The sequence below is a fragment of the Kushneria phosphatilytica genome (assembly GCF_008247605.1).
In the GTDB taxonomy this organism is placed as follows: Bacteria; Pseudomonadota; Gammaproteobacteria; order Pseudomonadales; family Halomonadaceae; genus Kushneria; species Kushneria phosphatilytica.
Genome location: NZ_CP043420.1, coordinates 1,661,156 through 1,684,004 on the forward strand (window position 1 = coordinate 1,661,156; position 22,849 = coordinate 1,684,004).

General features: G+C 56.5%; 15 protein-coding genes. 9 read left to right on the forward strand and 6 right to left on the reverse strand.

Translation table 11 applies throughout. The features are described 5' to 3' along the window. Nucleotides 1–8 precede the first annotated feature (8 nt). The 4 genes from relA to FY550_RS07600 all read left to right on the forward strand — a co-directional run bounded on the left by relA (nt 9) and on the right by FY550_RS07600 (nt 6,833). Nucleotides 9–2,279 carry a GTP diphosphokinase gene (gene relA, locus FY550_RS07585; protein WP_070977370.1) on the forward strand — a complete coding sequence of 757 codons (2,271 nt, stop codon included), beginning with the start codon at nt 9–11 and terminating at the stop codon, nt 2,277–2,279. Next, nucleotides 2,276–3,127, forward strand: a complete 852-nt coding sequence (gene mazG / locus FY550_RS07590; protein ID WP_070977371.1) for a nucleoside triphosphate pyrophosphohydrolase — start codon at nt 2,276–2,278, stop codon at nt 3,125–3,127. The genes relA and mazG overlap by 4 nt, the downstream gene beginning before the upstream one ends. Before the next feature lie 109 nt (nt 3,128–3,236). Continuing rightward, nucleotides 3,237–5,942: a phosphoenolpyruvate carboxylase gene (ppc, locus tag FY550_RS07595; RefSeq protein WP_070977372.1), complete on the forward strand. Its 2,706-nt coding sequence runs from the start codon at nt 3,237–3,239 to the stop codon at nt 5,940–5,942. A gap of 255 nt (nt 5,943–6,197) precedes the next feature. Continuing rightward, nucleotides 6,198–6,833 (forward strand): superoxide dismutase, encoded by a 636-nt coding sequence (locus FY550_RS07600; protein ID WP_070977373.1) that lies wholly within the window; start codon nt 6,198–6,200, stop codon nt 6,831–6,833. An 88-nt stretch (nt 6,834–6,921) separates the two neighbouring features. Here the strand turns inward: FY550_RS07600 and FY550_RS07605 are convergent, their stop codons facing one another. Then, nucleotides 6,922–8,835: a coiled-coil domain-containing protein gene (locus tag FY550_RS07605; protein WP_233350299.1), complete on the reverse strand. Its 1,914-nt coding sequence runs from the start codon at nt 8,833–8,835 to the stop codon at nt 6,922–6,924. Nucleotides 8,836–8,969: 134 nt separating this feature from the next. Between FY550_RS07605 and FY550_RS07610 the strand changes: the two genes are divergently transcribed. Next, nucleotides 8,970–10,799: an SEC-C domain-containing protein gene (locus FY550_RS07610; protein ID WP_070977374.1), complete on the forward strand. Its 1,830-nt coding sequence runs from the start codon at nt 8,970–8,972 to the stop codon at nt 10,797–10,799. A 10-nt stretch (nt 10,800–10,809) separates the two neighbouring features. Here the strand turns inward: FY550_RS07610 and FY550_RS07615 are convergent, their stop codons facing one another. After that, the gene (locus FY550_RS07615) at nt 10,810–12,018 is read right to left on the reverse strand and encodes an AmpG family muropeptide MFS transporter (RefSeq protein WP_070977881.1); all 1,209 of its coding nucleotides are present in this window, start codon (nt 12,016–12,018) and stop codon (nt 10,810–10,812) included. Between the two features lie 147 nt (nt 12,019–12,165). On the opposite strand from FY550_RS07615, the gene rfaH reads away from it, so the two are divergent. After that, nucleotides 12,166–12,690 (forward strand): transcription/translation regulatory transformer protein RfaH, encoded by a 525-nt coding sequence (rfaH, locus tag FY550_RS07620; RefSeq protein ID WP_149054455.1) that lies wholly within the window; start codon nt 12,166–12,168, stop codon nt 12,688–12,690. A gap of 12 nt (nt 12,691–12,702) precedes the next feature. On the opposite strand, the gene FY550_RS07625 is transcribed toward rfaH, so the two are convergent. The 3 genes from FY550_RS07625 to FY550_RS07635 all read right to left on the reverse strand — a co-directional run bounded on the left by FY550_RS07625 (nt 12,703) and on the right by FY550_RS07635 (nt 16,908). Beyond that, nucleotides 12,703–13,227: a lytic transglycosylase domain-containing protein gene (locus FY550_RS07625; protein WP_070977375.1), complete on the reverse strand. Its 525-nt coding sequence runs from the start codon at nt 13,225–13,227 to the stop codon at nt 12,703–12,705. A gap of 52 nt (nt 13,228–13,279) precedes the next feature. Then, the gene (locus FY550_RS07630; protein ID WP_070977376.1) at nt 13,280–14,989 is read right to left on the reverse strand and encodes a proline--tRNA ligase; all 1,710 of its coding nucleotides are present in this window, start codon (nt 14,987–14,989) and stop codon (nt 13,280–13,282) included. A gap of 146 nt (nt 14,990–15,135) precedes the next feature. After that, nucleotides 15,136–16,908 carry an ABC transporter ATP-binding protein/permease gene (locus FY550_RS07635; protein WP_070977377.1) on the reverse strand — a complete coding sequence of 591 codons (1,773 nt, stop codon included), beginning with the start codon at nt 16,906–16,908 and terminating at the stop codon, nt 15,136–15,138. 117 nt (nt 16,909–17,025) lie between these two features. Between FY550_RS07635 and FY550_RS07640 the strand changes: the two genes are divergently transcribed. After that, complete coding sequence (locus tag FY550_RS07640) at nt 17,026–17,211, forward strand: hypothetical protein (protein ID WP_139148642.1); 186 nt, start codon at nt 17,026–17,028, stop codon at nt 17,209–17,211. Nucleotides 17,212–17,444: 233 nt separating this feature from the next. Here the strand turns inward: FY550_RS07640 and FY550_RS07645 are convergent, their stop codons facing one another. Further along, nucleotides 17,445–18,050 carry an outer membrane beta-barrel protein gene (locus FY550_RS07645; protein ID WP_070977378.1) on the reverse strand — a complete coding sequence of 202 codons (606 nt, stop codon included), beginning with the start codon at nt 18,048–18,050 and terminating at the stop codon, nt 17,445–17,447. Between the two features lie 294 nt (nt 18,051–18,344). Between FY550_RS07645 and miaE the strand changes: the two genes are divergently transcribed. Further along, complete coding sequence (miaE, locus tag FY550_RS07650; protein ID WP_084388052.1) at nt 18,345–18,965, forward strand: tRNA-(ms[2]io[6]A)-hydroxylase; 621 nt, start codon at nt 18,345–18,347, stop codon at nt 18,963–18,965. 31 nt (nt 18,966–18,996) lie between these two features. Next, nucleotides 18,997–22,848, forward strand: a complete 3,852-nt coding sequence (locus tag FY550_RS07655) for an AAA family ATPase (RefSeq protein ID WP_070977379.1) — start codon at nt 18,997–18,999, stop codon at nt 22,846–22,848. Nucleotide 22,849 lies beyond the last annotated feature (1 nt).

Here is a 22,849-nt window from a genome sequence, read left to right on the forward strand (position 1 = left end):
AGCATCCCATGGTCAAGGTGCGGGAAGATCAGCCATTGGACAGTCAGGGGCGCATCGATATTGCGACCTGGCTGGCTCGTCTGCAGGAAGAAGTGGTGCTGCGTGAGCCTGAACGGCTCGAAGAGGCCTGTCGGTTGGCAAGTGCCCTGTCGGAAAAAGCCGAACAGGAGCAACCGGGTTGGCGTAATCCGGGGGCTAGCCTGGGAATTGGCCTTGAGATGGCCGAGATACTGGCTGGATTGCGTCTGGATCAGGAAACGCTGATCGCTGCGGTACTCTATCGTTGTGTTCGTGAAGGCTTGCTCGACTCGGCAGGTGTGGAAAAGCGATTCGGGCCGGAAGTGACCAGCCTGATCGACGGCGTACTGCGGATGGCAGCCATTAGCCAGTTGCAGGCGCCGGACAATCAGCTCAGCCAGCACAATCAGCAGGAGAATCTGCGCAAGATGCTGGTGGCGATGGTCGATGACGTCCGTGTGGCGCTGATCAAGATCGCCGAGCGAACCTGCATGTTGCGTCAGGTACGCCATACTTCCCGCGAGCGCTGTTTGCGAATCGCACGCGAGGTCTTTGATATCTATGCCCCATTGGCTCATCGGCTGGGTATCGGACAGATCAAATGGGAGCTCGAGGATCTCTCCTTTCGCTATCTGCACGAAAACGAATACAAGGCGATAGCCCGGCAGCTGGCAGAAAAAAGGCTTGATCGTGATCGCTACATCTTCAATGTCATTGAAACCCTGAAAGAGTTGCTCGAGGCGCAGAATATTACCCGCTACGATCTCAGCGGTCGCGCCAAGCATATCTACTCGATCTGGAGAAAGATGAAGCGCAAGCGCATCGATTTCTCCCAGGTTTATGACGTAAGGGCAGTACGTATTCTGGTCCCTGAAGTGACCGACTGCTATACGGTGCTGGGGATTGTGCATTCGCTTTGGCACCATGTTCCCAACGAATTCGACGACTATATCGCCAATCCCAAGAAAAATGGCTATCAGTCTCTGCATACGGCGGTCTTCGGTCCCGAAGGCAAGGTGCTGGAGATCCAGATTCGGACCTTTGCAATGCACGAGGAAGCCGAACTGGGCGTATGTGCGCACTGGCGTTACAAGGGGACCGATGTCGATTCCAGAAGCCGCGGTTATGAACAGAAGATTGCCTGGCTGCGTCAGGTATTGGAGTGGCAGGAAGAGGTCGGCGAACTGACCGATCTCCGGGAAGGGCTACAGACCGATATTGCTCCGGATCGTATTTATGTGTTTACTCCGGAGGGGCATGTCATTGATTTACCTCGTGTTGCGACGCCCATTGACTTTGCGTACCGGGTGCATACGGATGTTGGTCACCACTGTCGGGGCGCCAAGGTGGATGGCCGCATTGTGCCCTTGACCTATCGACTGCGTACGGGTCAGCAGATCGAAATTCTGACCGCTACTCAGGGTGGACCAAGCAGGGACTGGCTTAACCCCTCGCTCGGTTACGTCAAGACCTCCCGAGCGCGCTCCAAGATTCAGTCCTGGTTCAAACAGCAGGCGCGTGATCAGAATCTCGAAGAAGGGCGCACCCTGCTCGAACGCGAATTTCGGCGACTGGGGTTGGAAAAACTCGATTGCCAGAAGCTGGCGCAGGCAGTCAATTATTCGACCCCGGATGATATGTACGCGGCCATTGGCGCTGGCGATCTGCGTATAGGGCAGGTGCTTTCCCAGGCACAGCAGCTCTTCGGTGAACACGATGAGGACGAAGAGCAGATCGACCGCCTGCTGACACGCCCACGCAAGCAGCACAAGGGTACCGAAGGCGCCGATACCATTACCGTACTGGGAGTGGGTAACCTCAAGACGCAGATGGCCAACTGCTGTCACCCTGTGCCGGGAGATCAGATACTGGGCTTCATCACCCATGGTCGTGGTGTCACCGTTCATCGCCAGGATTGTCCCAACATCCTGCAACTCAAGAGCGACGAGCCCGCGCGTATCGTTCAGGTGGAGTGGGGACAGCGCCAGCCGATCCAGTATCCGGTTGATGTTGAAATTCTGGCGTGGGATCGAACCAACCTGCTGCGCGATGTGACCGGAGTGCTGTCCAACGAAAAGGTCAACGTACTCTCGGTCAATACGACTACCGATCGCGATGACAACCTGGCCACCCTGCGCCTGACGTTGGAAGTCGCCGGTCTGGAAGTGCTGGGACGTCTGTTCAATCGCATTCAGCAACTGCCCAACGTAACCGATATCAAGCGGCTTCGTCAGGGTGGTCAGCAGGAGAGCACAACATGAACGAGCGTCAAACGAGCGACAGTAGCGACAGGCGTTATGACCTTTCGGATCTGTTGAAGCTGATGGCTGTACTGCGAGACCCTCAGTACGGTTGTCCCTGGGATGTGCGTCAGAACTGGGAGTCTATCGTACCTCACACGCTGGAAGAGGCTCATGAGGTGGCCGATGCCATTGAACGGCGAGCCTTTGATGAGCTGCCCGGGGAACTCGGCGATCTGCTGTTTCAGGTGGTCTATTACGCGCGTTTTGGGGAAGAAGAAGGACGCTTTGATTTCCATGACATCGTCCATGTGCTGACGGCCAAGATGATTGCACGTCATCCGCATGTTTTTCCTGAAGGTACCCTTGAATCACGACGCGTTGATGTGACTGCTGAAGAGGTGGCGACCCGTCAGGTACACGCTCGCTGGGAATCACGCAAGGCCGAGGAGCGTGCCGAGCGTGCCGCTCACTCGGTGCTTGATGATGTCCCCTCGGCATTACCGGCACTTGCTCGCGCCGGCAAGCTTTCCCGTCGTGTGGCACGTGTCGGTTTTGACTGGCCGGATCATTACGGTGCCCTGGCCAAGGTCCGTGAAGAGCTGGGCGAGTTGCAAGCGGAAATCGAGTCCGGGGGGCAACAGCGCTGTCAGGAGGAACTGGGAGATCTGCTCTTTGCCGTGAGCAACCTGGCACGTCATCTTGATATTGACCCTGAACAGGCTCTACGCGGTACCAACCGTCGTTTCGAACAACGGTTCCGGCATGTTGAAGATCATTTCAGGACTGCTGGTCAGTCACTGACTTCCGCGTCACTTGAAGAGATGGAGTCCTGCTGGCAGAACGCCAAGAGGCACGAACAGCATTAAACCGCAGGGGTGCCAGGTGATCGCAAGGCCGCGTCCGGAGAGTGACATGACATTGTGATTGCTGGCGCTGCCGTCCAGGATGAAAACAAACCACCGGAGACGAGGCGTCATGAATCAGGTTTCGAAAACGTCAGTATCGGATGCTACGCCTGCCGAGGCCGGGCCTGACAATGTTTTACACGAATCACTGAGGGATAATGTTCGCATCCTCGGCGACAACCTGGGGCGGACCATCGCCAATGACCTGGGCGATGATTTTGTTGACCGGATCGAGACCATTCGGGCGTTGGCCAAGCGTGGTCGCCGGGAGGGCCATGAAGGACGAGCTGCACTGATTGATTATCTGCGTCGTTTGCCGGAGAGCGAATTGCTACCGGTGACTCGTGCCTTCAATCAGTTTCTCAACCTTGCCAATATTGCCGAGCAGCACTATCGCTCACGCTTTCGTCGTGTCGAGGATTATCGTCCCGGTTTTCAGCCTCGTCTGGATGAATTGTTCCAAAGGGTTCAAGAGGCGGGACATGACACCCATTCGCTGGTTGAACGGTTTGCCAGCATGCGTATTGATCTGGTACTGACTGCGCATCCCACCGAAGTGGTCAGACGCACTCTGATTCAGAAATACGATGCCATTGACGATTGTCTTGGCGAACTTGAAACCACGGTGGATCAGCCGGAGCACGCCGAACGTGTCCGCGGCCGGCTGGCGGAGTTGGTCAGCCAGGCCTGGCATACTGATGAAATCCGCCGGGAACGTCCTACTCCAGTGGACGAGGCACGCTGGGGCTTTGCGGTAATCGAAAATTCGTTATGGGAAGCCGTCCCCCAGTTCTATCGTGATCTCGATAACCTGCTGTTGGATAACGCGGGTGAACGCCTGCCGCTGGATGCCTCACCGATCCGTTTCGCCTCATGGATGGGGGGTGATCGTGATGGTAATCCCAATGTGACTGCCGAAGTGACCCGGGAAGTAGTCCTGCTGGGACGCTGGATGGCTGCGGATCTTTACCTGCGGGATCTCGAGCAGCTGAAGCATGAGCTCTCGATGTGGCGTGCCACTTCGGTATTGCGTGCCGAGGCTGGCGAGGCCGCCGAGCCCTATCGTGAAATCATCAAGCGTTTGATTCGGCGTGTCGAGCTGACGCGTGATTGGGCTCAGGCACGTATTGATGGCGAACCGTTTTCCCGTCGCGAGGAGGTGATCGAAACACGGGAGCAACTCTATGCTCCGCTACTGTCATGCTATCGCTCACTCTGTGACTGTGGCCTTGATACCATTGCCAATGGTGCTCTGCTCGATACCCTGCGGCGGGTAGCGTGCTTTGGGGTGACCCTGACCCGACTTGACCTGCGCCAGGAATCCACCCGGCACACCGCTGTTTTCGAGGAACTGCTCGATTATCTTGATCTAGGCCATTATGGCGAGTGGGATGAGGCGCAGCGGCAGCGTTTCCTGCTTGATGAACTCGGTTCGCGGCGACCGTTGATTCCTGCACATTGGGAGTGTTCTCCCGAGGCCAGGGAGACTCTGGAGACCTTCCGGGTCATTGGCAATGAGCATGCCGAATCACTTGGCAGCTATGTGATCTCGATGGCTGGCCAACCTTCCGATGTACTGGCCGTGGCACTGCTGATGAAGGAAATGGGGGGGGATGTGCGGCTGCCCATTTCACCTCTGTTCGAAACGCTCGACGATCTTGATCGGGCCGGCGATGTGATCGAGCAGCTACTGAAGCTGCCTGAATATCGCGGCTGGATTCAGGATCGTCAGGAAGTGATGATCGGCTATTCGGATTCAGCCAAGGATGCGGGGCAGCTGGCGGCTGCCTGGGCGCAGTATCGTGCTCAGGAACGGCTGGTCGAAATCTGCCATGAACAGGGCGTGTCGCTGACCCTCTTCCATGGCCGTGGGGGCACCGTCGGGCGTGGTGGCGGACCGGCACATGCGGCCATTCTGTCACAACCGCCGGGGTCAGTGGATAACAGTCTGCGGGTGACCGAGCAGGGTGAAATGATCCGCTTCAAGTTTGGCCAGCCCGGGATCGCGGTGCGCTCGATGGAGATCTATGCCTGTGCGGTGCTGGAAGCGACGCTACTGCCGCCTCCCCAGCCGAAGGCACACTGGCGTGAAGAGATGGATCGACTCGCAGAAAAGGCCCATGGTGTTTATACCGGGGTGGTGCGTGAGGATCCCGACTTTGTCCCTTATTTTCGAGCTGTGACTCCGGAGACAGCGCTTTCGCGATTGCCGCTGGGCTCGCGTCCTGCCAAGCGCCGTCAGGAGGGGGGCGTCGAAACGCTGCGTGCCATTCCCTGGATCTTTGCATGGACTCAGACTCGTCTGATGTTGCCGGCATGGCTGGGCAGCGGCGAGGCTTTTGCCGGGCGTATTGAAAGTGAAGAGGGTATGGCTCGGCTACGCGAGATGATGAACGAGTGGCCGTTCTTCGGGACTTATCTCGACATGCTGGAGATGCTGCTGGCCAAATCCGATCTGGATATTGCAGCCTATTATGAGCATCGCCTGATTGATGAGCCTCCTCTTGTGCGTCTGGGGGAGTCGTTGCGTGACCGTTTGCGTCGCCTCATAGAGGTCCTGCTGAAGATCCGCAATCAGGAGCGACTGCTGGAAAATACGCCCTTGATTCGTCAGGCGATTGAGGTACGCAACCCATACATCGATCCGCTTCACGGCCTGCAGGCCGAGTTACTGCAGCGCAACCGGGATGCCGATGGTGCCATTTCACATGAGCTTTCGAGAGCGCTGATGGTCACCATGGCCGGGATTGCCGCCGGATTGCGTAATACCGGATAAGTCTGGCAAGCGTTTGTTAAGGACAGCAGGAGACGAAAACCTGGCTGTCGACCTTGAAAAGTGCGATGAGCCTCCTAATGTAATGACCATACAGGAAGCTTGTTCGGGCGCCGCCAGGCGCCCGGCAGCATTTCACAGCATCACGGCAGTTCAGACTGCGCATGGCGCAGTCTCTTCTACAGCCGTTGGACGTCAGGGTTCGAGGCGTCGTTTATCCATCCGCCCAAGGGCGGTTCAGACAGAAGGAGTTCATCCATGGCTTATCAGCTTCCCGATCTGCCCTATGCGTTTGATGCGCTGGAACCCCACATCGATGCGCAGACCATGCAGATTCACCACGATAAGCATCACAATACTTATGTGACCAATGCCAATGCGGCGCTGGAAAAACTGCCTGATGATCTGGCCGGTCTGTCGGCCGAAGAACTGGTGCAGCAGCTTGATCGGGTGCCGGAAGCACAGCGTACTGCCGTGCGTAATAACGCCGGTGGTCATGTCAACCACAGCCTGTTCTGGGAGATCATGACGCCCAATGCCAAGGGGCTGAAAGAGTTCCCGACGCTGATGGGTGCCATTGAAAAGGCATTTGGTAGTGCCGAAGCGTTTGCCGAGAAGTTCGAGGCAGCTGCCAAGGGCCGGTTCGGTTCCGGTTGGGCATGGCTGTGTGTCAAGGATGGTGAGTTGATGATCATCTCTACGGCCAATCAGGATAGCCCGCTGATGGCGTCTGCCTATGGTGGTGCTGATGCTCAACCCATCCTGGGCGTCGATGTCTGGGAGCATGCCTATTATCTGAATTACCAGAATCGTCGCCCCGACTATCTCAAGGCGTTCTGGAATGTAGTCAACTGGGCTGAAGTCGAGAAGCGCTATAATGCAGCCATGAGTTGATTGATCGCTGCATGATCGGCCTCACCCTGAGGTCGATTGCCTGGTGACGGCGCGCCGCTATCTGCGGCGCGCCGTTTTTACAAGAGGGTCAGTTCAGAGCGCGGCGTGCGCGAACAAGTGCCCGATACCAGTGACGTGAGGGGGAGCCGACCAGTGGGGGGCGGTGCGTCAGCAGACTGATATTGCGATGCATGCGAATATCATAGTTGGAAAGCATGTTGAGCGTACCTTCCCGGGCCCCATAAGTGTTCTTCAAAAAGTCGATGGCCTCGGGAGGCAGGGCAACGCGATAGTGCCGCACCAGTGCCAGCGCCAGCGACTCGGCAGTGCGCGAAAGATCCTCGTTGACTTCCTTGACCATGGCAGTGCCCAGTGCCGCCTTGGCGGAAGCCGAAAGATTGGGTTCGAGCTGGCCGAAATAAGCGGCATTACTGGCATATATGGCCCGTTGTACTTCGGGCCTGGAAAGCTGGACATGCGGTTCCAGGGCAAGAGCAATTTCGATTGCCAGTCGTTTGGCTGCCTCGACATCAGCGACGTGATCCTGAGTCGCAGTAGCCTGAGGTTCGATACGCCGGTGGGGCAGCCGCGTGTCACGCAAGTGTCGGAAAAGATGCTTGCAGACCTGCGCCTTGGCGGCATCGTCGAGTTCAATCCGTTTTTCCCGAATGCGTAGACCACGGCCCCCGGGTCCGACCTGGAGCCGGGTGGCGTCGTCGGATTCGGCCTCGGCCATGCGATCCCAACGCTCCGACATTCGAAGCAGGTTGACATGATTGCGGCCCACCTGCTCATAAGCTTCGTGAACGCTGCGAAACAGTTTCAGGGCATTGGTCAGGATATTGGCACGGTCGCGGAGTTCGCCACGGACCCCTTTTTCTCCCTGGCGGCTTCGGACGGCAAGTTGATGAATCTGTTCGGCCAGTGCATCCATCGCTTCACGTGAGCGCTGGGCCAGTGCCTCGGCACGCAATCCCTGAGCAGCATCCTCTACAAGTGTTCCGGATTGCTCGGCGAGGTAAACGGTCAGTGCTTTCAGTCGTGATAACCCGGTTGCCTGACTGATGCGATAGCGTGAGCGAGCTTCCTCAAGCGCGTCCAGAGTGCGTGCCAGCTGCCAGCGGCCGCGATACTCGAACGTCAGCATGGGGATCTCCCGGCCACTGATCAGCTCAAAGGCCAGGATGAGCATTTCCTCAACATCCTGGAGTGTCATCAACAGCTCGTTATCTTCCTCGATAGCTGCCATGACACGTTCGATGAAGTTGTCATCGCGGGCGACACCATGATGCAGATCAGGCGCATGGCCAGCGAAGCGATCTCGCAGTAACGCGATCGCTTCAGGGGCGACCTCATTGAGTTCGCTGAGTTGCGGATCGATGGTATCGCGGTAAAGAGCAATCATGTCCTGGATGCGAGCATGTAGACCGACGCGGCGATAGACATCAATCTGAGCAATAATGCGGGCGCTGTCATGATCATCGAGCAGCTCAAGGGCGGCGAGTTCTACACCCTGGGGAGAAAGATCCTGCTTGCGCAGCAGCATGGCAGCAGCCTCACGTCGCCGTGCTTCACCTTCAAGGCTTTCGACAATCAGATTGCGGGTCGTCAGGATCAGCTCGGGCAGCTCATCGATAATGTGCGATATCTTGTTGGCAGTACGCTCGTAATGTCGTCCTCGGGTGAGATGGTAAACGAGATTGGCAATGATACCGGCGACACCGGTGATGACCGTATAAGAGATGAAGAAGACATAATTCTCCATCGAAGGGGCCTTGCCATATCCCAGCAGATAGCCGCCCCAGGCGCCGATCAGGGTAACCGGGCCGGCTGTCCAGAGGATCTGCAGGGTACTGACCGACCATGGGACTTTTTCGACTGCCGCAGTGATACGGCGAATCTCATCTCGGCCCTCCCGCTCGAGGCTGACCTGAGCGATATCCTGGTGGCCACTTTTGTGGGCTCGATGAGGGCGTTTGAATAGAGCAAACGGAGACAGCACGGACTTCCCTGATACGCTGGCGAGAGGCGAGAAACAAGGTAGCATTGGCCTGCGATACGAACCAGACATAGCGCTGCCTGATCGGCATGTTACGATGAATCATGAGGCTTGAGAGGCTGGCAGGGAGTGCCTGAATGCTTGCAGAGTGGGTTGATCTGTTACTGGGATATGCCAGTGAGGCACTGGAGGTTATCCGCAAGGATGAACGTTATCCGACGCTGATGCACTGGGCGCGTACCGAGGGTGTCACGCTTGTGGGCGGAGACCTTGCGCTGGCCCAGGCGCTGGCACCTGAATTATGGAACCAGACGCCGCTGGTACGTGAAAATTTTGCCAGCGAGCCGCTGGCGCGTCCGGAACCCGATGAGCCCTGCTGGTGTGATTCCGGGCGACGCTATCGTGACTGTTGTGGGGCGGTTGCCTTGCCCGGGCCGCTGCCGGCCCACCTGATGTGGATGCTGTCGTTGCGCCGCTGGCGGGGCAATACCCTGCGCCGGGCTCTGCATTTTCCTGATATTCCGGCCCAGGCGCTGCTGGAGGCCGGGATCATCACTGCTGAAAACGGTCAGTTGGGCAGGGCCCAGCAGATTCTCGAAGTCTTCTTCAAGTGTCCTGACTGGTATGGCATGCCGGAGCAGTCAGAGCCGGCTCTGGAATTGTTGACCGATCTCTACCAGGAGCGGGGATTCAATCGCAAGAAAACCGCTCTGCTGGATAGCGCTATTGATCATGGCCCTCCGTTTCTGCGCGGTGCAGCACTGGAGCGCCAATGCCTGATGTATCTGGACAGCGACGAGCTTGGTAATGCCAGAGAGACTTTTCTGAAGGCTTTGCAAACCCTTCCCAATGCTCCGGCGCTGGCCTGGTTGGAAACCATGCTGTTATTGCACGAAGGTCATGAGAGCGAAGCCAGGGATCGGGCCAGCTTCTGGTATCGACGGCTGGCCAGACGTGGGGACATCGATAGCGAGCAACTGGCGTTTCTGGGAGATCTTGCCCTCAACCCTGCCGCGACCCTTGCCGAGCAGATGATCTATTCGGAAGAGGAACTGGCAGCACCTCTGAGTGACATGCAGGCCATGCTGTCTCAGCTCGGCCCGGCGCCCTCCATTTCTTTGGCAGTCAATGCCGAGGAGCGCCTCGAGTATCATTTTGATGATATCGATATTGCCCACCACCGAGCATGGCAAAGTGTATTTCGCACCACCGTTAACGTCGATGATGCCCCGGGCTTGAAGGATGATCCCTGGGGGCATGCCGGTGAATGGCTGGAAGCACTTTCGCATCATCCCGATTGGCTTGCTTCGCCAGCGATTCTGGAAGAGCTGGCGATGGCGCTGACCAGTCGCATGGGCAATCTGCCCTGGATGGCGGCACCTTTTTTCCTGCCGCTGCATGAAAGGCTTGCCCAGTGGCTGACCGTGATTGAACGCAGCGATCGGGATTTTCTTTTCGCTGAAGGTAACAACGCCACACTGTTCCGTTTTGGCCTGGCGCTGGTAATTGGTCTCGAGCGAGGTGACCGTGCGCATTCACATGCTTTGGCAGAACGGTTGCTCGAGCTCGACGAAAGCGATCCGCTTGGATTACGGGAAATATTGCTTGAACAGTTGCTTCGGGAAGGGCGCAATCAGGATGCATTGCACATGAGTGAAGCAATGGCGGCCCGCCAGGTGGGAGATGAGCAACAGTGGCTCGGGTTGCTGATCGGTCAGGCGCTGGCACTTTACCGATTGGAACGCGTGGATGAGGCGCGAGAGATTCTCGATCGGGTCAATGAGGTTAATCCATATATTCTTACCCTGTTAAGCCGGGATAACCCACGACGGGAACCGGAAATCGAGGGGACGCCCTCTCCCGGTTCACGCGCCGAGGCCTGGCAGTATCGAGTACTGATGCGCGAGCAATGGCTATCCACCCCCGGCGCATTGGCCTGGTTGACCCAGACCCTTCGTACCGGTTGAGCGTGGCCGATCAGTCGATACTTTCCACCGGCTGTTGCTTGCGGACTTCAAGCTGATCGCGCCATTCACGAAAACGCCATAGCATGACCAGCCCCGGCAGGGCGGCCAGTGTGCAGATGAGGAAGAACAGATCCCAACCCACTGCGCTGGCGAGTATTCCGCTGGGCGAGGCGATCACCACCCGGGGCAGGCCCATGATTGACGAGAGCAGGGCGTATTGACCCGCTGTGAAACGCACATCGGTCAAAGCTGCCATGAAGGCAATGAAGGCGGCGGTCCCCATGCCCGCGGCCAGGTTTTCGAAGCTGACGACTGTGGCCAGTGCTGCCAGCGAGTGGCCGACGTGGTTGAGCCAGATAAAGCCCGCCGTAGAGATCATCTGTAGCAGGCCGAACCACCACAGTGAACGATAGATGCCCAGTCGGAGAATCAGTGCGCCGCCCAGCATGGTGCCTGCCATGATCATCCAGACCCCGAACAGTTTGACGGTGGTACCGATTTCGGTATTGGAGAAGCCGATTTCCTTGTAAAACGGGATAGTGAGATTGGTGGCTACCGAATCACCCAGCTTGTAGAGCAGGATAAACAGGAGTATCCACCAGGCGCCGGGGCGATTGAGGAAATTGTTGATAGGGTCGAGAAAGGTATTGCGCCAGCGCAGTGGCGTACCGGGAGCAACGGCTTCAGGTTCGGGCGCCAGCAGGGTGATCAGAATGCAGCCACCCAGAATCAGCCCCATGATCAGGTAGGTAGTCTGAAAACCGACCTGGTCTGCGAGCATCAGACCGCCACCGGAGGCAATCAGTGTACCGATGCGATAACCATAGACATAGAAGCTGGAGCCCAGTCCCAACTCGCGTTCGGGGAGGTGCTCGCGTCGATAGGCATCAATGACAATGTCCTGACTGGCACTGAAAAGACTGACCAGTAGTGCCATGACGCCAACCGCCAACGGCAACTGACCGGGATCAAGCATGCTCAATGATATGATCAGCAGTGCCAGAGCCAGCTGGATCATGGTCAGCCAGCCTCGGCGCCGACCCATGATCGGTGGTGGCAATCGGTCAAGCAGCGGTGCCCAGAGAAACTTCAGGGTATAGGGTATGCCGACCAGAGCCAGTAGTCCCACGGCATCCAGTGAGACGCCGGCATCCGTCATCCACGCCTGCATGACACTGCCGGTCAGTAGCAGGGGAAGGCCGGAGGCCAGGCCCATCATGAACGTGATACCATGTCGGATTACGACGGCTTTCAATAAGCGTGTTGAAATCAAGTTGTGTCGTCCGATCCTTGGGTGGATGGGTGGCGGCAGGGTCGTTGATTCTCGCAGAGCTGCAGGTGTCAGGCCATATCAGGAGGTAATCCCTTGAGCACCCCCGAGATCGAGCAGCCTCGCTGGTATGCTATCCAGTGCAAGGGTGGAGAATCCTTTCGTGCTGCGGAACATCTGACACGTCAGGGGTACAAGCTGTTTCATCCGGTGATCGATATCGAACGTCGTCAGCGTGGACGTCTTCATACGGTTCGCGAACCTCTGTTCCCCTGGTATCTGTTTATTTGTCTTGATCGTATTTCCGACAATTGGCGTCCGATTCGTTCCACTCGAGGGGTGCTGAAGCTGGTGGCTTTTGGCAATACACCGATCCCGATACCTGACGAGTTGATCGAGACCCTGCGGCAGCAGGCTGACAGCGTGGATGAAGAAGGGCGCGAGCACTATTTTCGGCCCGGGGATCGTATTGAAATTACGGAAGGTCCTTTTCGTGATCTGGAAGGCACATTTCTTGAACGCAAGGGGGAAGAGCGGGTTATCGTGCTGCTCGATATTCTACAGCGCGAGCACCAGATGCAGTTTGGAATCGGTCAGGTACAGCGCGCCAATCGATCATGACTCTGGTGTTGTTCAACGTCCTGTCCACCAGCGTTGGGACCAGGCCTGCATGACGCGTTCGGGATAAACCGTACGGCCGAGGCTACCGTTATAACGCGCCAGCGCTCTTGTCATATCGTGATCTTCGTTGTCTAGATACCAGGCAAGGATGGTACAGCCATAGCGAAGATTGATCGCAGGGTCGGTCAGATCATCTTCAGGGCGACCAATTTCCTGTTTCCAGAAAGGCATGACCTGCATAAGGCCGACTGCCCCGGCCGGCGATACTGCTTGTGACCTGAAGCGGCTTTCGACTTCGATGAGTGCAAGTACCAGCTGAGGGTCGAGATGATTCTGATGGGCCTGGTTGACGAGTTGTTCGAGTAACTTCAGCCGCTGTCGTGAATCCGGCAGAAAATCGGCCAGCCGATGTTGCATGTCCATCAGCCAGACCGTGGCCGCATAATGATCACGAAAGCCATGGTCTCTGACCATGGCGTGTTCGAGTGTCCTGAGCAGTGCCTCGGGAATTTCGGCGGGCGGATGGGCGGCAGCCATACCTTGTCCGGGTAGCAGCAGCGCGGCAGTCAACCCCACTGCTGCTGAATGATCAGAGACCCAGCTTCGCGCGTAGCATTTCCACCACACCCTTGCGCGGGACCATGGTAACGTCATCGTCCTGGCGTCCCTTGTATTCAAGTTCATCGTTATTCAGACCCCGATCACCAATCACGATTCGGTGCGGAATCCCGATCAGTTCGAGATCGGCGAATTTTACTCCCGGGCGCTCATCCCGGTCATCCAGCAGCACTTCAAAACCCGCTTCGGTCAGTGTCTCGTAGAGACGCTCGGCCTCGTTTCGCACCGCTTCCGACTTGTGGGCGTTCATGGGGACCAGGGCGATCTGGTAGGGCGCCAGAGGGGCAGGCCAGGTAATGCCGCGTTCGTCATGATGTTGCTCGATGGCAGCAGCCACGACCCGGGTTACGCCAATGCCGTAGCAGCCCATCAGCAGTGGTACCGCGCGCCCGTTTTCATCCAGCACGGTGGCATTCATCGCCTCCGAGTATTTGGTGCCGAGCTGAAAGACATGACCGACTTCAATGCCGCGAGCCACGGCGAGTGTTCCCTGACCATCCGGAGAGGGATCGCCTTCCACGACATTGCGGATATCGGCTACTTTCGGTATTGGCAGATCACGCTCCCAGTTGATCCCGAACCAGTGTTGACCGTCGATATTCGCGCCAGCGCCAAAGTCGCTCATCATGGCGACACTGCGATCGATCACGATTGGCATATCAAGCCCGACAGGTCCCAGGGAGCCGGGGCCGGCGCCTACTGCGGCGCGGATTTCGGACTCATCGGCCATGGTCAGAGGAGTTGCCACTTCCGGCAGATGTTCAGCCTTCACCTCGTTCAGGTTATGATCGCCTCGCACCAGCAATGCCACCAGACCGCCTTCACTGCCGTGAACCATTAGCGTCTTGATGGTTTTCTCTATCGGCAGGTCAAAACCCTCTACCAGTGCTGCAATGGTACGTACATCGGGCGTGTCCACTCGACGCAATGCCTGGGTCGGAGCCGGACGTTCCTGCTCGCGCGGGAGGGCTTCCGCCTTTTCGATATTGGCAGCGTAATCCGAGCCGGTAGAGAAAATCACGGCATCTTCCCCGGAGTCGGCCAATACCTGGAATTCATGAGAACCGGAACCGCCGATATCGCCGTTATCGGCCTGGACGGCACGAAAATCGAGCCCCAGCCGGGTAAAGATACGCGTATAGGCGTCATACATCGCCTGATAGGAGCGCTTGAGACCTGCTTCGTCGATATCGAAGGAGTAAGCATCCTTCATGATGAATTCCCGCGCACGCATAACACCGAAGCGAGGCCGTGTTTCATCTCGAAACTTGGTCTGGATCTGATAGAAGTTCGAAGGCAACTGGCGGTAGGAGCGGAGTTCGTTACGTACCAGATCGGTAATGACTTCCTCGTGCGTGGGGCCGTAACAGAAGTCACGCTCGTGGCGATCGCGGATGCGAAGCAGCAGATTGCCATACTGGTCCCAGCGGCCGGATTCCTGCCATAGTTCAGCTGGCTGAATGGAAGGCATCAGCACTTCCTGGGCACCGGCCCGGTCCATCTCTTCGCGGACTACCTGTTCGACCTTGTGCAGGGTGCGCAGTCCCAGTGGCAACCATGTATAGAGTCCGGAAGAAAGGCGCCGAATCATGCCAGAGCGCAACATCAGCTGGTGACTGATGATCTCGGCATCGGCCGGGGTTTCCTTGAGGGTTGAAAGCAGTAATTGACTGGCGCGCATGGATCCGCAAATTCCCCGAGTTGATAAAGAGGTGATGGCTGGTGAATCGTTGTCGACTGGAATGTATTAAGGGTTATTGTACGGTCAAGCGCCAATATCCGGCAAAGTACAGCCCGCTCGGATTTGAGCGGGTCTGGAGAATGGCGTTATTCGACTTCGATCGGACTCATCTCGATTTGCTGATATCGATGCTCGCCCTTTACATGAATGAAGGATAACCGTTGTTGATGCCAGTCGCTCAGTGAGTCGCGATGCGCCACACTGATCAGGGTCGTATGGGGCAGCTCTCGCGTCAGGGTGGCATAGAGGTGGCGTTCGGTAACCAGATCGAGAGCTGACGTGGCTTCATCAAGCACCAGCCAACGCGGTCGATGGAGCAGGGCCCGGGCCATCGCCAGTCGCTGCTGTTCACCGGGTGACATGACCCGGGACCAGTGACGATTCTCGTCAAGCTGTTGATCGAATTTTTCCAGACGACAGAGCGTCAGTACTTCATGCAACCTTGCTTCATCGAGCCTTTTGGCAAATTCATCGTCCCGGTGATATGGGTAGAGTAGTGCTTCACGTAGCGTGGCTATGGGCAGATAAGGTGTCTGAGGTAGAAAAAGCATATCTTTTGGCCGATGCATGGTGCCTTGCCACCATGGCCAGATCCCTGCCAGAGCTCGAATCAGTACACTTTTCCCACTACCCGAGGGGGCCTGAATCAATACCGAGTGCTGCTGATCAAGCTCCAGCTCATCGATAGTGATCAGTGGCTGCCCATCAGGAAGCCTGAGTCGGACATTGGCCAGTTGTATGGAATCCCGCTCCTCCTCGATCAAATGATGTCCCTGAGCATTGGCAACCGGCAGTAGTTCGTCCATGCGTTGATTGAAGGCGGTAAGACGGTCAACCACGGAGCGCCAACTGGCAAGCCGGGCGTAGTTGTCAACAAACCAGCTCAATGAGCTCTGAACCTGTCCGAAAGCATTGCTGATCTGCATCAGGGTACCGAGAGAAATGGCACCACTGAAATAGCGTGGGGCGGCAACGACCAATGGGAAAATGACAGCCAGCTGGTTGTAGGTCGAGGTGAAACCGATCAGCCGTTTCTGGGTGGTCATGATACGTCGGAAATTGGCCCAGATATGAGTAAAGCGTCCGCGGAGGTGCTGTTTCTCGCTTTCTTCACCGCCATAAAGCGCAATCGATTCGGAATTTTCCCGGAGTCGTGCCATATCAAAGCGCATGTCGGCTTCGACACGTTGTTGGTTGAAGTTGAGTCTGATCAGACGGCGCCCCACTCGGTGAGTCAGCCAGCTGCCGATCCCGGCATACAGGATGGCGGCCCACACCATATAACCAGGAATGTGAATATCATATTCCGCCAGTGTCAGATTCAGGGCACCCGAGATTGACCAGAGGATGGTGATAAAGCTGATCAGGGTGACGACCGAACTCAATAGCCCAATGGAGAGATTCAGACTGGCATCGGTGAAGCGGTCGATATCCTCCGAAATGCGCTGGTCGGGGTTATCGGTGCGTTGCTCGCCCTGCTCAAGATGATAGTAGGCCTTGCCCTGGAGCCAGCGATCAAAATAGGCGTGCGTCAGCCATCGGCGCCAGCGAATCTGTAGCAGGCTGGTCAGGTAATACTGGGCAACGGCCGAGGCGATATAGAGTCCGGCATAAAAGGAAAATTGCCCGATCAAATGCCAGAAATTACTGACATCACGGGACTGAAGGGTGTTATAGAAGGTACTGTACCAACTGTTGATCAGGACATTGAGATAGACACTTCCCAGTGCCAGGGCAACGATCAGGGCCAGTAGCCCGCGAGCACTCCATTTCTCTTCGGACTGCCAATAAGGGCGTGCCAGAGCCCAGGCGCGAGTGAGAAAGCGACGATGGTGTTGTGAGGTTACAGCGTCCGACACGGATTTTGGGCTCCACTGGTGATGACCTGGTGACTCATGGGATTGATTGTGGCGGGCAAGGTTCCTTGCCATGCGTTCGTATTGAAGGCGAAAGGACAGAACAAGGGGAGCAAAGACATGAAAGCATGGTGGATCACGGGATGTCTGTTACTGGTACTGGGAGGATGTGTGGGGCAGGAGCCTGTCATGATTGGCAAGGATACCGATCTTAGAGTAACGCCGCCTCGGGTCAACGATCAGGGATATGAAAACGGTACAGGTCCCTGTGTGCCGCAGCCGGTGGATAGTCGGAGAGACTGCTGAGGGCAGTATCGCTGATAATTACTGAGCCGGAAGTTGCGGTAAATTTGTTGGGTGATTGCGTGAGTCATTCTGTTAGTGATGCAGGAGATGAATTCGACGGGAGATGTCAGGCTGAGAATATTGTTTGAATAATCTTCCTGTCGGCAGAAAACAAAGGGGCGTGAAGATGCCTTCACGCCCCCTGGCTGCCTGACGGAGCGTTGGAGATGCTCCGCTATGGTGCAGCTAACTGCTTAGAACTGGACACCTACCGAAGCCATGGTGGTATCGAGTTTGAAGTCGCTGTCGAAATCGTAACGAGTATATTCGAGGCGACCGAAGAGCGGCACAGAATCACTGAATTGATACTTCAGACCAACGCCGTAGATCGGATCGGTACCATATTCATTGGAGACATCACTGCCATCAGCAAAGTTGCCGCGGCCATTGGCCTTCCAATAGGCAGCACCAACCCGGGCATAACCGCTCAGACCATTCCAGATGGGCATTTCGCCGATGGCACTGAGGCTATAGGCCTTGGTCTTGTAACCACCATCCTGACCATTGCCGGTGAAGCCGATCTTGCCAAAGTCGGTATAACCGATCTCGGTAGAGAACCAGTCATTGTACTTGTAGCCGATGAAGGCGTTCTGAGCCGCATCGTTGTTATCGTCGACCCGATCGCCGGCGGCACTGCTGTGGCCACCGAATTCCTGCGGGTCCCAGTCATGAGAAATGGTATTACCGGCACCGACACCGGAGTACAGACCACTGGAGGTGCCGTCTGCTGCGTTGGCCATCGGGGCCAGCAGCAATGATGTGGCCAGCAGCGGGGCGGTAGCGAGCGCAATACGTTTCATTGATGATCTCCTTGCCATGATTCTACAAGACCGGCGTCCTGCCATGAGAAACATTGCGTTTGTGTGAACAGCGTTTCAAAACCATTTTTTAACACTGTTTTCCTCTGCACGTAAAGTATAGAAGGGTGCTCTTTCGTTTGTGAAGCAAGAGCTTTGTGACATTGCAATGAGCCGATGTATGCATTGTCGACGTTGCAGAGGTCGTCGGTAACAGGGGCGACGGTTAGAATGGCCCTGATCAATGATGCCCGGACTGTGATGTCCAGGCTGTGGTGCCATAGACAGGACGAGCCGATGAGTGAAGAAGTACCCCTGCCCGCAAGTCTGCTGGATTTTCTACCGTGCCGGACTCCCGATAGCTGGGTCCGCGAAGCGCTTGAACAGGAGCGGGTATTACTGATTGATCATGCGCAGTGTGAGAAGAAGGCAGCCTCCACGGCCATGAACCTGATGTTTCGTTATGTGGACCATGCCGATCTTCTGACCAAGATGTCCCAGCTGGCCCGGGAAGAGTTGCTGCATTTCGAGCAGGTAGTGACATTGATGCGTCAGCGCGGAGTGCGCTATGAACATATCGGCGCGTCTCGATATGCCGAAGGGCTGCGCCAGCATATGCGCCGTGATGAACCCGGGCGGTTGATTGATCTGCTCATTATTGGCGCTTATATCGAGGCACGCTCTTGTGAACGTTTCGCTGCGCTGATTCCCTGGCTGGATGACGAGCTGGCGCGTTTCTATCGCACTCTGGTCAAATCGGAAGGGCGGCACTTCGAAGACTATCTGACACTCGCTGAACAGTATGCGGCTGCCCCGGTCGACGATCGAATTGCCTTTTTTGCGGAACGCGAGCGTGAGTTGATCGAATCGGAAGATCGTGAATTCCGTTTCCACAGTGGTGTGCCTGTGCATGCCTGACAGGCGGTGGCCGATTGGCAGAGAGAGTGACATGACGATATCCGCTTCTTCGGGCTCGCTGCGTTTTATGCTGTTGGGTACGGCGACCGAGGTAGAGAAAGCCGGAGAATCAGCGCAGTTTCGTTATGACAAGGTGCGTGGGTTGCTGCTTTATCTGCTGCTGCAGCCTACGCCGATCAATCGAGTCGAGCTGGCAGAGCTGTTATGGCCCGGACAACAGCCCGCCAGTGCCCGAAATAATTTACGCCATGCCCTGCATAGCCTTCGTCAGACGCTGGGTACCGAGTTTGACAGCCGGTTACACGGTGGGCGCAAAAGTATTCGGTTGGATATCCCCGATTGCTGGTGGATTGATACGGCAGCACTCGAGTCACTGCTTGATCATCCTCCTACCATTGCGCGCTTGACCGAGGTGCTCAGGCTCTATCGTGGAGAGCTGGCAGAGGGACTTCGGTTGAGGCAGTGTGCCGAATTCCATGCCTGGCTATTGCACCAGCAACAGTACTGGCGTCAGCGGGTACTGACCTTTGCCGAACGTGTATTGGAAAGTCAGCAGGAGTTATCACTCGATCAGCTCGGACAACTGGTTGAGCGCTTTGGTGATCATACGCCTTTCTATCAGCCACTGATTCGCCAGCTGATGGCGCAGGGACGTGAGTCAACAGCACAAGGATATTACGATACCCATCTGCAGCGGCTGTCATTGTTGGGCCGCCAACCACCTGCGACGCTGACGAATCCTGGCGTGACTCTGCATCGAGCCGATCAGGGTGAAGTCTCTTCGATTGACTCACGCCTACTCGATAACGCGCCTCCCGAAGCGGGTGATATCCCCCATGAAACAGAGTTGGATCACCGTCAGGTATCGGTATTGGCGATACGTCTGGCGCTAAGGGATGCAGAGGTTGTCAGTCCCCGCTGGGAGCGAGATGTACTGCTGCTGCTGCGCAATATGATGGGATGGCTCGAACAACGTTGCCGTGCTCTTGGTGGTTACTGGATTCGCGGCAACACTGCAGGTATCGGCATGGCATGTTTCGGCACCCATGGTGCTGCTCATCAACTGATGGAACTGGTAGCCCTTTACGAGCACTGTCGACGCGATCTGAGGGCCAGGGTGAGAGAGTACTGGCCGGCGGATAACGTACCACTACCGATTTTCGATCTGTCGGCCGGGCTGCATAGCGGGCGCGTGGTATATATGCCAGAACGTCGGTTGATCGATCCACTGGGACAGGTTACCCAGCCGGCTATTGAATTGTTGTATGCCGCGCAGCAAGGAGAACTGGTGCTTTCCCGGCTGGCCAGTCAGCACATGCCGCCGGCAATCGATCTCCTGCCGCGGCTTCAGGTGCGTACCGTGGCACTGGATGACGAGGTCAAGCTTCATGCACTGAAGCTCTCCGAAACGACAAGTATCGATACACCTTTTCTGGAATTGTACTGCCGGGATCGTGAGCGTCATGAACTTCATGAGGCGCTTGCGCGAGTCGAGCTTGGTGTACGGCAGAATGTACTGATTCGCGGTGAGACCGGCATGGGCAAGAGTGCGCTCATGGTGGACTTCAGACAGATCGAACGCAGTCATCATGTCGAACTTTTCTGGTTGGCGACAACACGGCTCTCCCTTCAGGAACCTTATTCCCTGATTACGTCACTACTCCGCTGGCGTTTGAACGATACGCTTGAAGCAGGGGGGCTTGATCGCTGGATGAATGAGCATCTCACCGGCTGGTGGGACGAAGGGCGGCGAGCACGGTTGCGCATCATGCTCATGCCGGATCCACATGAATCCTGTGATTACAGCAGTGAAGCGCTGGAGCTGATGAGCCGTCTCGTATTGGCCCTGCTCACCATCGCCCCACAACGTACCCTGATCATGATGATTGATGATCTCCAATGGCTGGATGAGGCATCAAAACAGGTGTTAAGCCGGGTGCAGACACGCTTGCCAATCAATGCCCGGGTTATGCTGGTAGCAAGTCAGAATACACATGATCCGCTGGCAATGCGGTTGGGCTGGGATCGTCAGCTCACCCTGCAGCCGCTGGATGAAGCCCAGAGCCAGGCGATTCTGTTGCGTCTGACCCAGGTGTTTGGTCTCAACCTGGATGCGGAATCGTCACGGCGTCTGATTGAACGCAGCGGAGGCGTTCCGCTTTATCTTTGCGAGCTTTGCCGATGGTTGGCCTATGATCGTGATGCCGGGCGTCCGCAGCAACTGGAGGAACTGCCTGGAGGATTACATGGCTTGTTGTCGGGGCGGATCGATCAGCTTGATGCCTATCGACGGGTTGCTCATATCGCAGCAGTGCTGGGAGTACAGTTTCGCCTCGATATCCTGCGAGACTGCCTGAAACCCGCCGATCCCGTGTTTCTGCGCGAAGGCATTGAACGCATGCAGCGTCTTGAAATCATCATGGCTTGTCCTGCTGACAGGGAGTTTGACTATCGCTTTACGCATCAACTGTTGCAGGAAGTCGCTTATTTCAATTGCCCCGCTGAAACACGACGAGAAACGCATCGTCATCTGGTCGGGTATCTTGAGCAGCATCAGCCTGCCTGGCTGAGTCGGCATCCGGGCTATTTTGCGCTTCATTTGCAGCATAGTGGCGCCTGCCAGCGGGCGGTTCGCTACTATATGCTGGCCGCGCGTGAAGCGCTGGCGCGAGCCGCCTTCGGCATGGCGCTACGCATGACCGAGCGGGGGTTGGAATGCCTGACAGATAGAGCCATTCCGGAGCATCGTCTGACACTGTTGATGTTGCGCGCCAGAATCGGGTTTGCGCTTGAGGGACATGTGTCAAGTATTGCCGAGCATAGCCTGGTCGAAGCGCGCCGACGCATCGAGATAGCAGGTACCCTGGCAGATATGGAAGATCCGGAGCAGGGATTCATGATCTGCTGGGGATTATGGATGATCTTCAGTGCCAGATTACGCCTGAAAAGCGGACATAACATGCTCGCCCATTTGCAGAATCTGTCAGCTCAACTCGATCATCCGCAATATCGATATCTGACTGAATATGCTCAGGGTTATCTCGACTATTGGGGGGGACGGCTGCATCAGGCCAGTCGTCGTTTCAAATCACTGGATCTGCTGCATCAGCTATCGATTCCTGATGAACTGCCCTGGAGTGAGCACCCACGGGCCTGTGCATGCGCCTACCGTGCCATGACCTGCTGCATGCTGGGCGATTATCAGCAGGCCATGCTCTGGATCGAGTCCGCGGTACGTTTGGCAGAGTCTCTGGGGCATCCCCGAACCCGTGCGCTGATTCTGATCCGAGCCGCCGTGCTGTATCGTCATCTGGGTATGGCCGACGAAGCGCGGGCGCGGGCCAATGAAGTCATGATGCTGACAGACCAGGATGAAACCGTGCTATGGCGACAGCATGCCTGTTGCATTCTTGAATGGTGCCGTATTCTGCACGGTGAGCAGAGCAGTGTGGATTTACTGGAATCGGCAATGCGTGGGATTTCAGTGCAGGTCGGCCATGAAGTGCCCGATCATCCCATCATCTGGTATATCGAAGGTTGTCTGATGCTGGGTGAAGGCCGGCGGGCGGCGAATTATCTGGAACGCCATCTGAAAGCGGCCCGGGAGAATGACCTGCTTTATCTCACCGAGCTGCTATTGCTCTCGGCGAGGATGAATCAACAGCAGCAGGGGCCTCTCGAGCAGACCACGTGGCTGCTTGATCAGGCCATGAAGTCTGCACGTCGGCATGGATCGCTGCACTGCGAACTGATGACGCTGGAGTGGCGCATCCGGCTTGAAGGAAAAAAGCGATGGGGATCGATTCTAAGCGAGCGACTGAAGGCGCTTGGACCAAGAGATCGGGCAGTCTCCGAACGTTGGCGGCTGGCACTTGATGGATAAG

Coding starts and splice junctions, on each gene's coding strand:
- relA (WP_070977370.1), top strand. CDS start 9: ATGGTCAAGGTGCGGGAAGATCAGCCATTGGACAGTCAGGGGCGCATC.
- mazG (WP_070977371.1), top strand. CDS start 2,276: ATGAACGAGCGTCAAACGAGCGACAGTAGCGACAGGCGTTATGACCTT.
- ppc (WP_070977372.1), top strand. CDS start 3,237: ATGAATCAGGTTTCGAAAACGTCAGTATCGGATGCTACGCCTGCCGAG.
- FY550_RS07600 (WP_070977373.1), top strand. CDS start 6,198: ATGGCTTATCAGCTTCCCGATCTGCCCTATGCGTTTGATGCGCTGGAA.
- FY550_RS07610 (WP_070977374.1), top strand. CDS start 8,970: ATGCTTGCAGAGTGGGTTGATCTGTTACTGGGATATGCCAGTGAGGCA.
- FY550_RS07615 (WP_070977881.1), bottom strand. CDS start 12,018: ATGATGGGCCTGGCCTCCGGCCTTCCCCTGCTACTGACCGGCAGTGTC.
- FY550_RS07625 (WP_070977375.1), bottom strand. CDS start 13,227: ATGGCTGCCGCCCATCCGCCCGCCGAAATTCCCGAGGCACTGCTCAGG.
- FY550_RS07630 (WP_070977376.1), bottom strand. CDS start 14,989: ATGCGCGCCAGTCAATTACTGCTTTCAACCCTCAAGGAAACCCCGGCC.
- FY550_RS07640 (WP_139148642.1), top strand. CDS start 17,026: ATGAAAGCATGGTGGATCACGGGATGTCTGTTACTGGTACTGGGAGGA.
- FY550_RS07645 (WP_070977378.1), bottom strand. CDS start 18,050: ATGAAACGTATTGCGCTCGCTACCGCCCCGCTGCTGGCCACATCATTG.
- miaE (WP_084388052.1), top strand. CDS start 18,345: ATGAGTGAAGAAGTACCCCTGCCCGCAAGTCTGCTGGATTTTCTACCG.
- FY550_RS07655 (WP_070977379.1), top strand. CDS start 18,997: ATGACGATATCCGCTTCTTCGGGCTCGCTGCGTTTTATGCTGTTGGGT.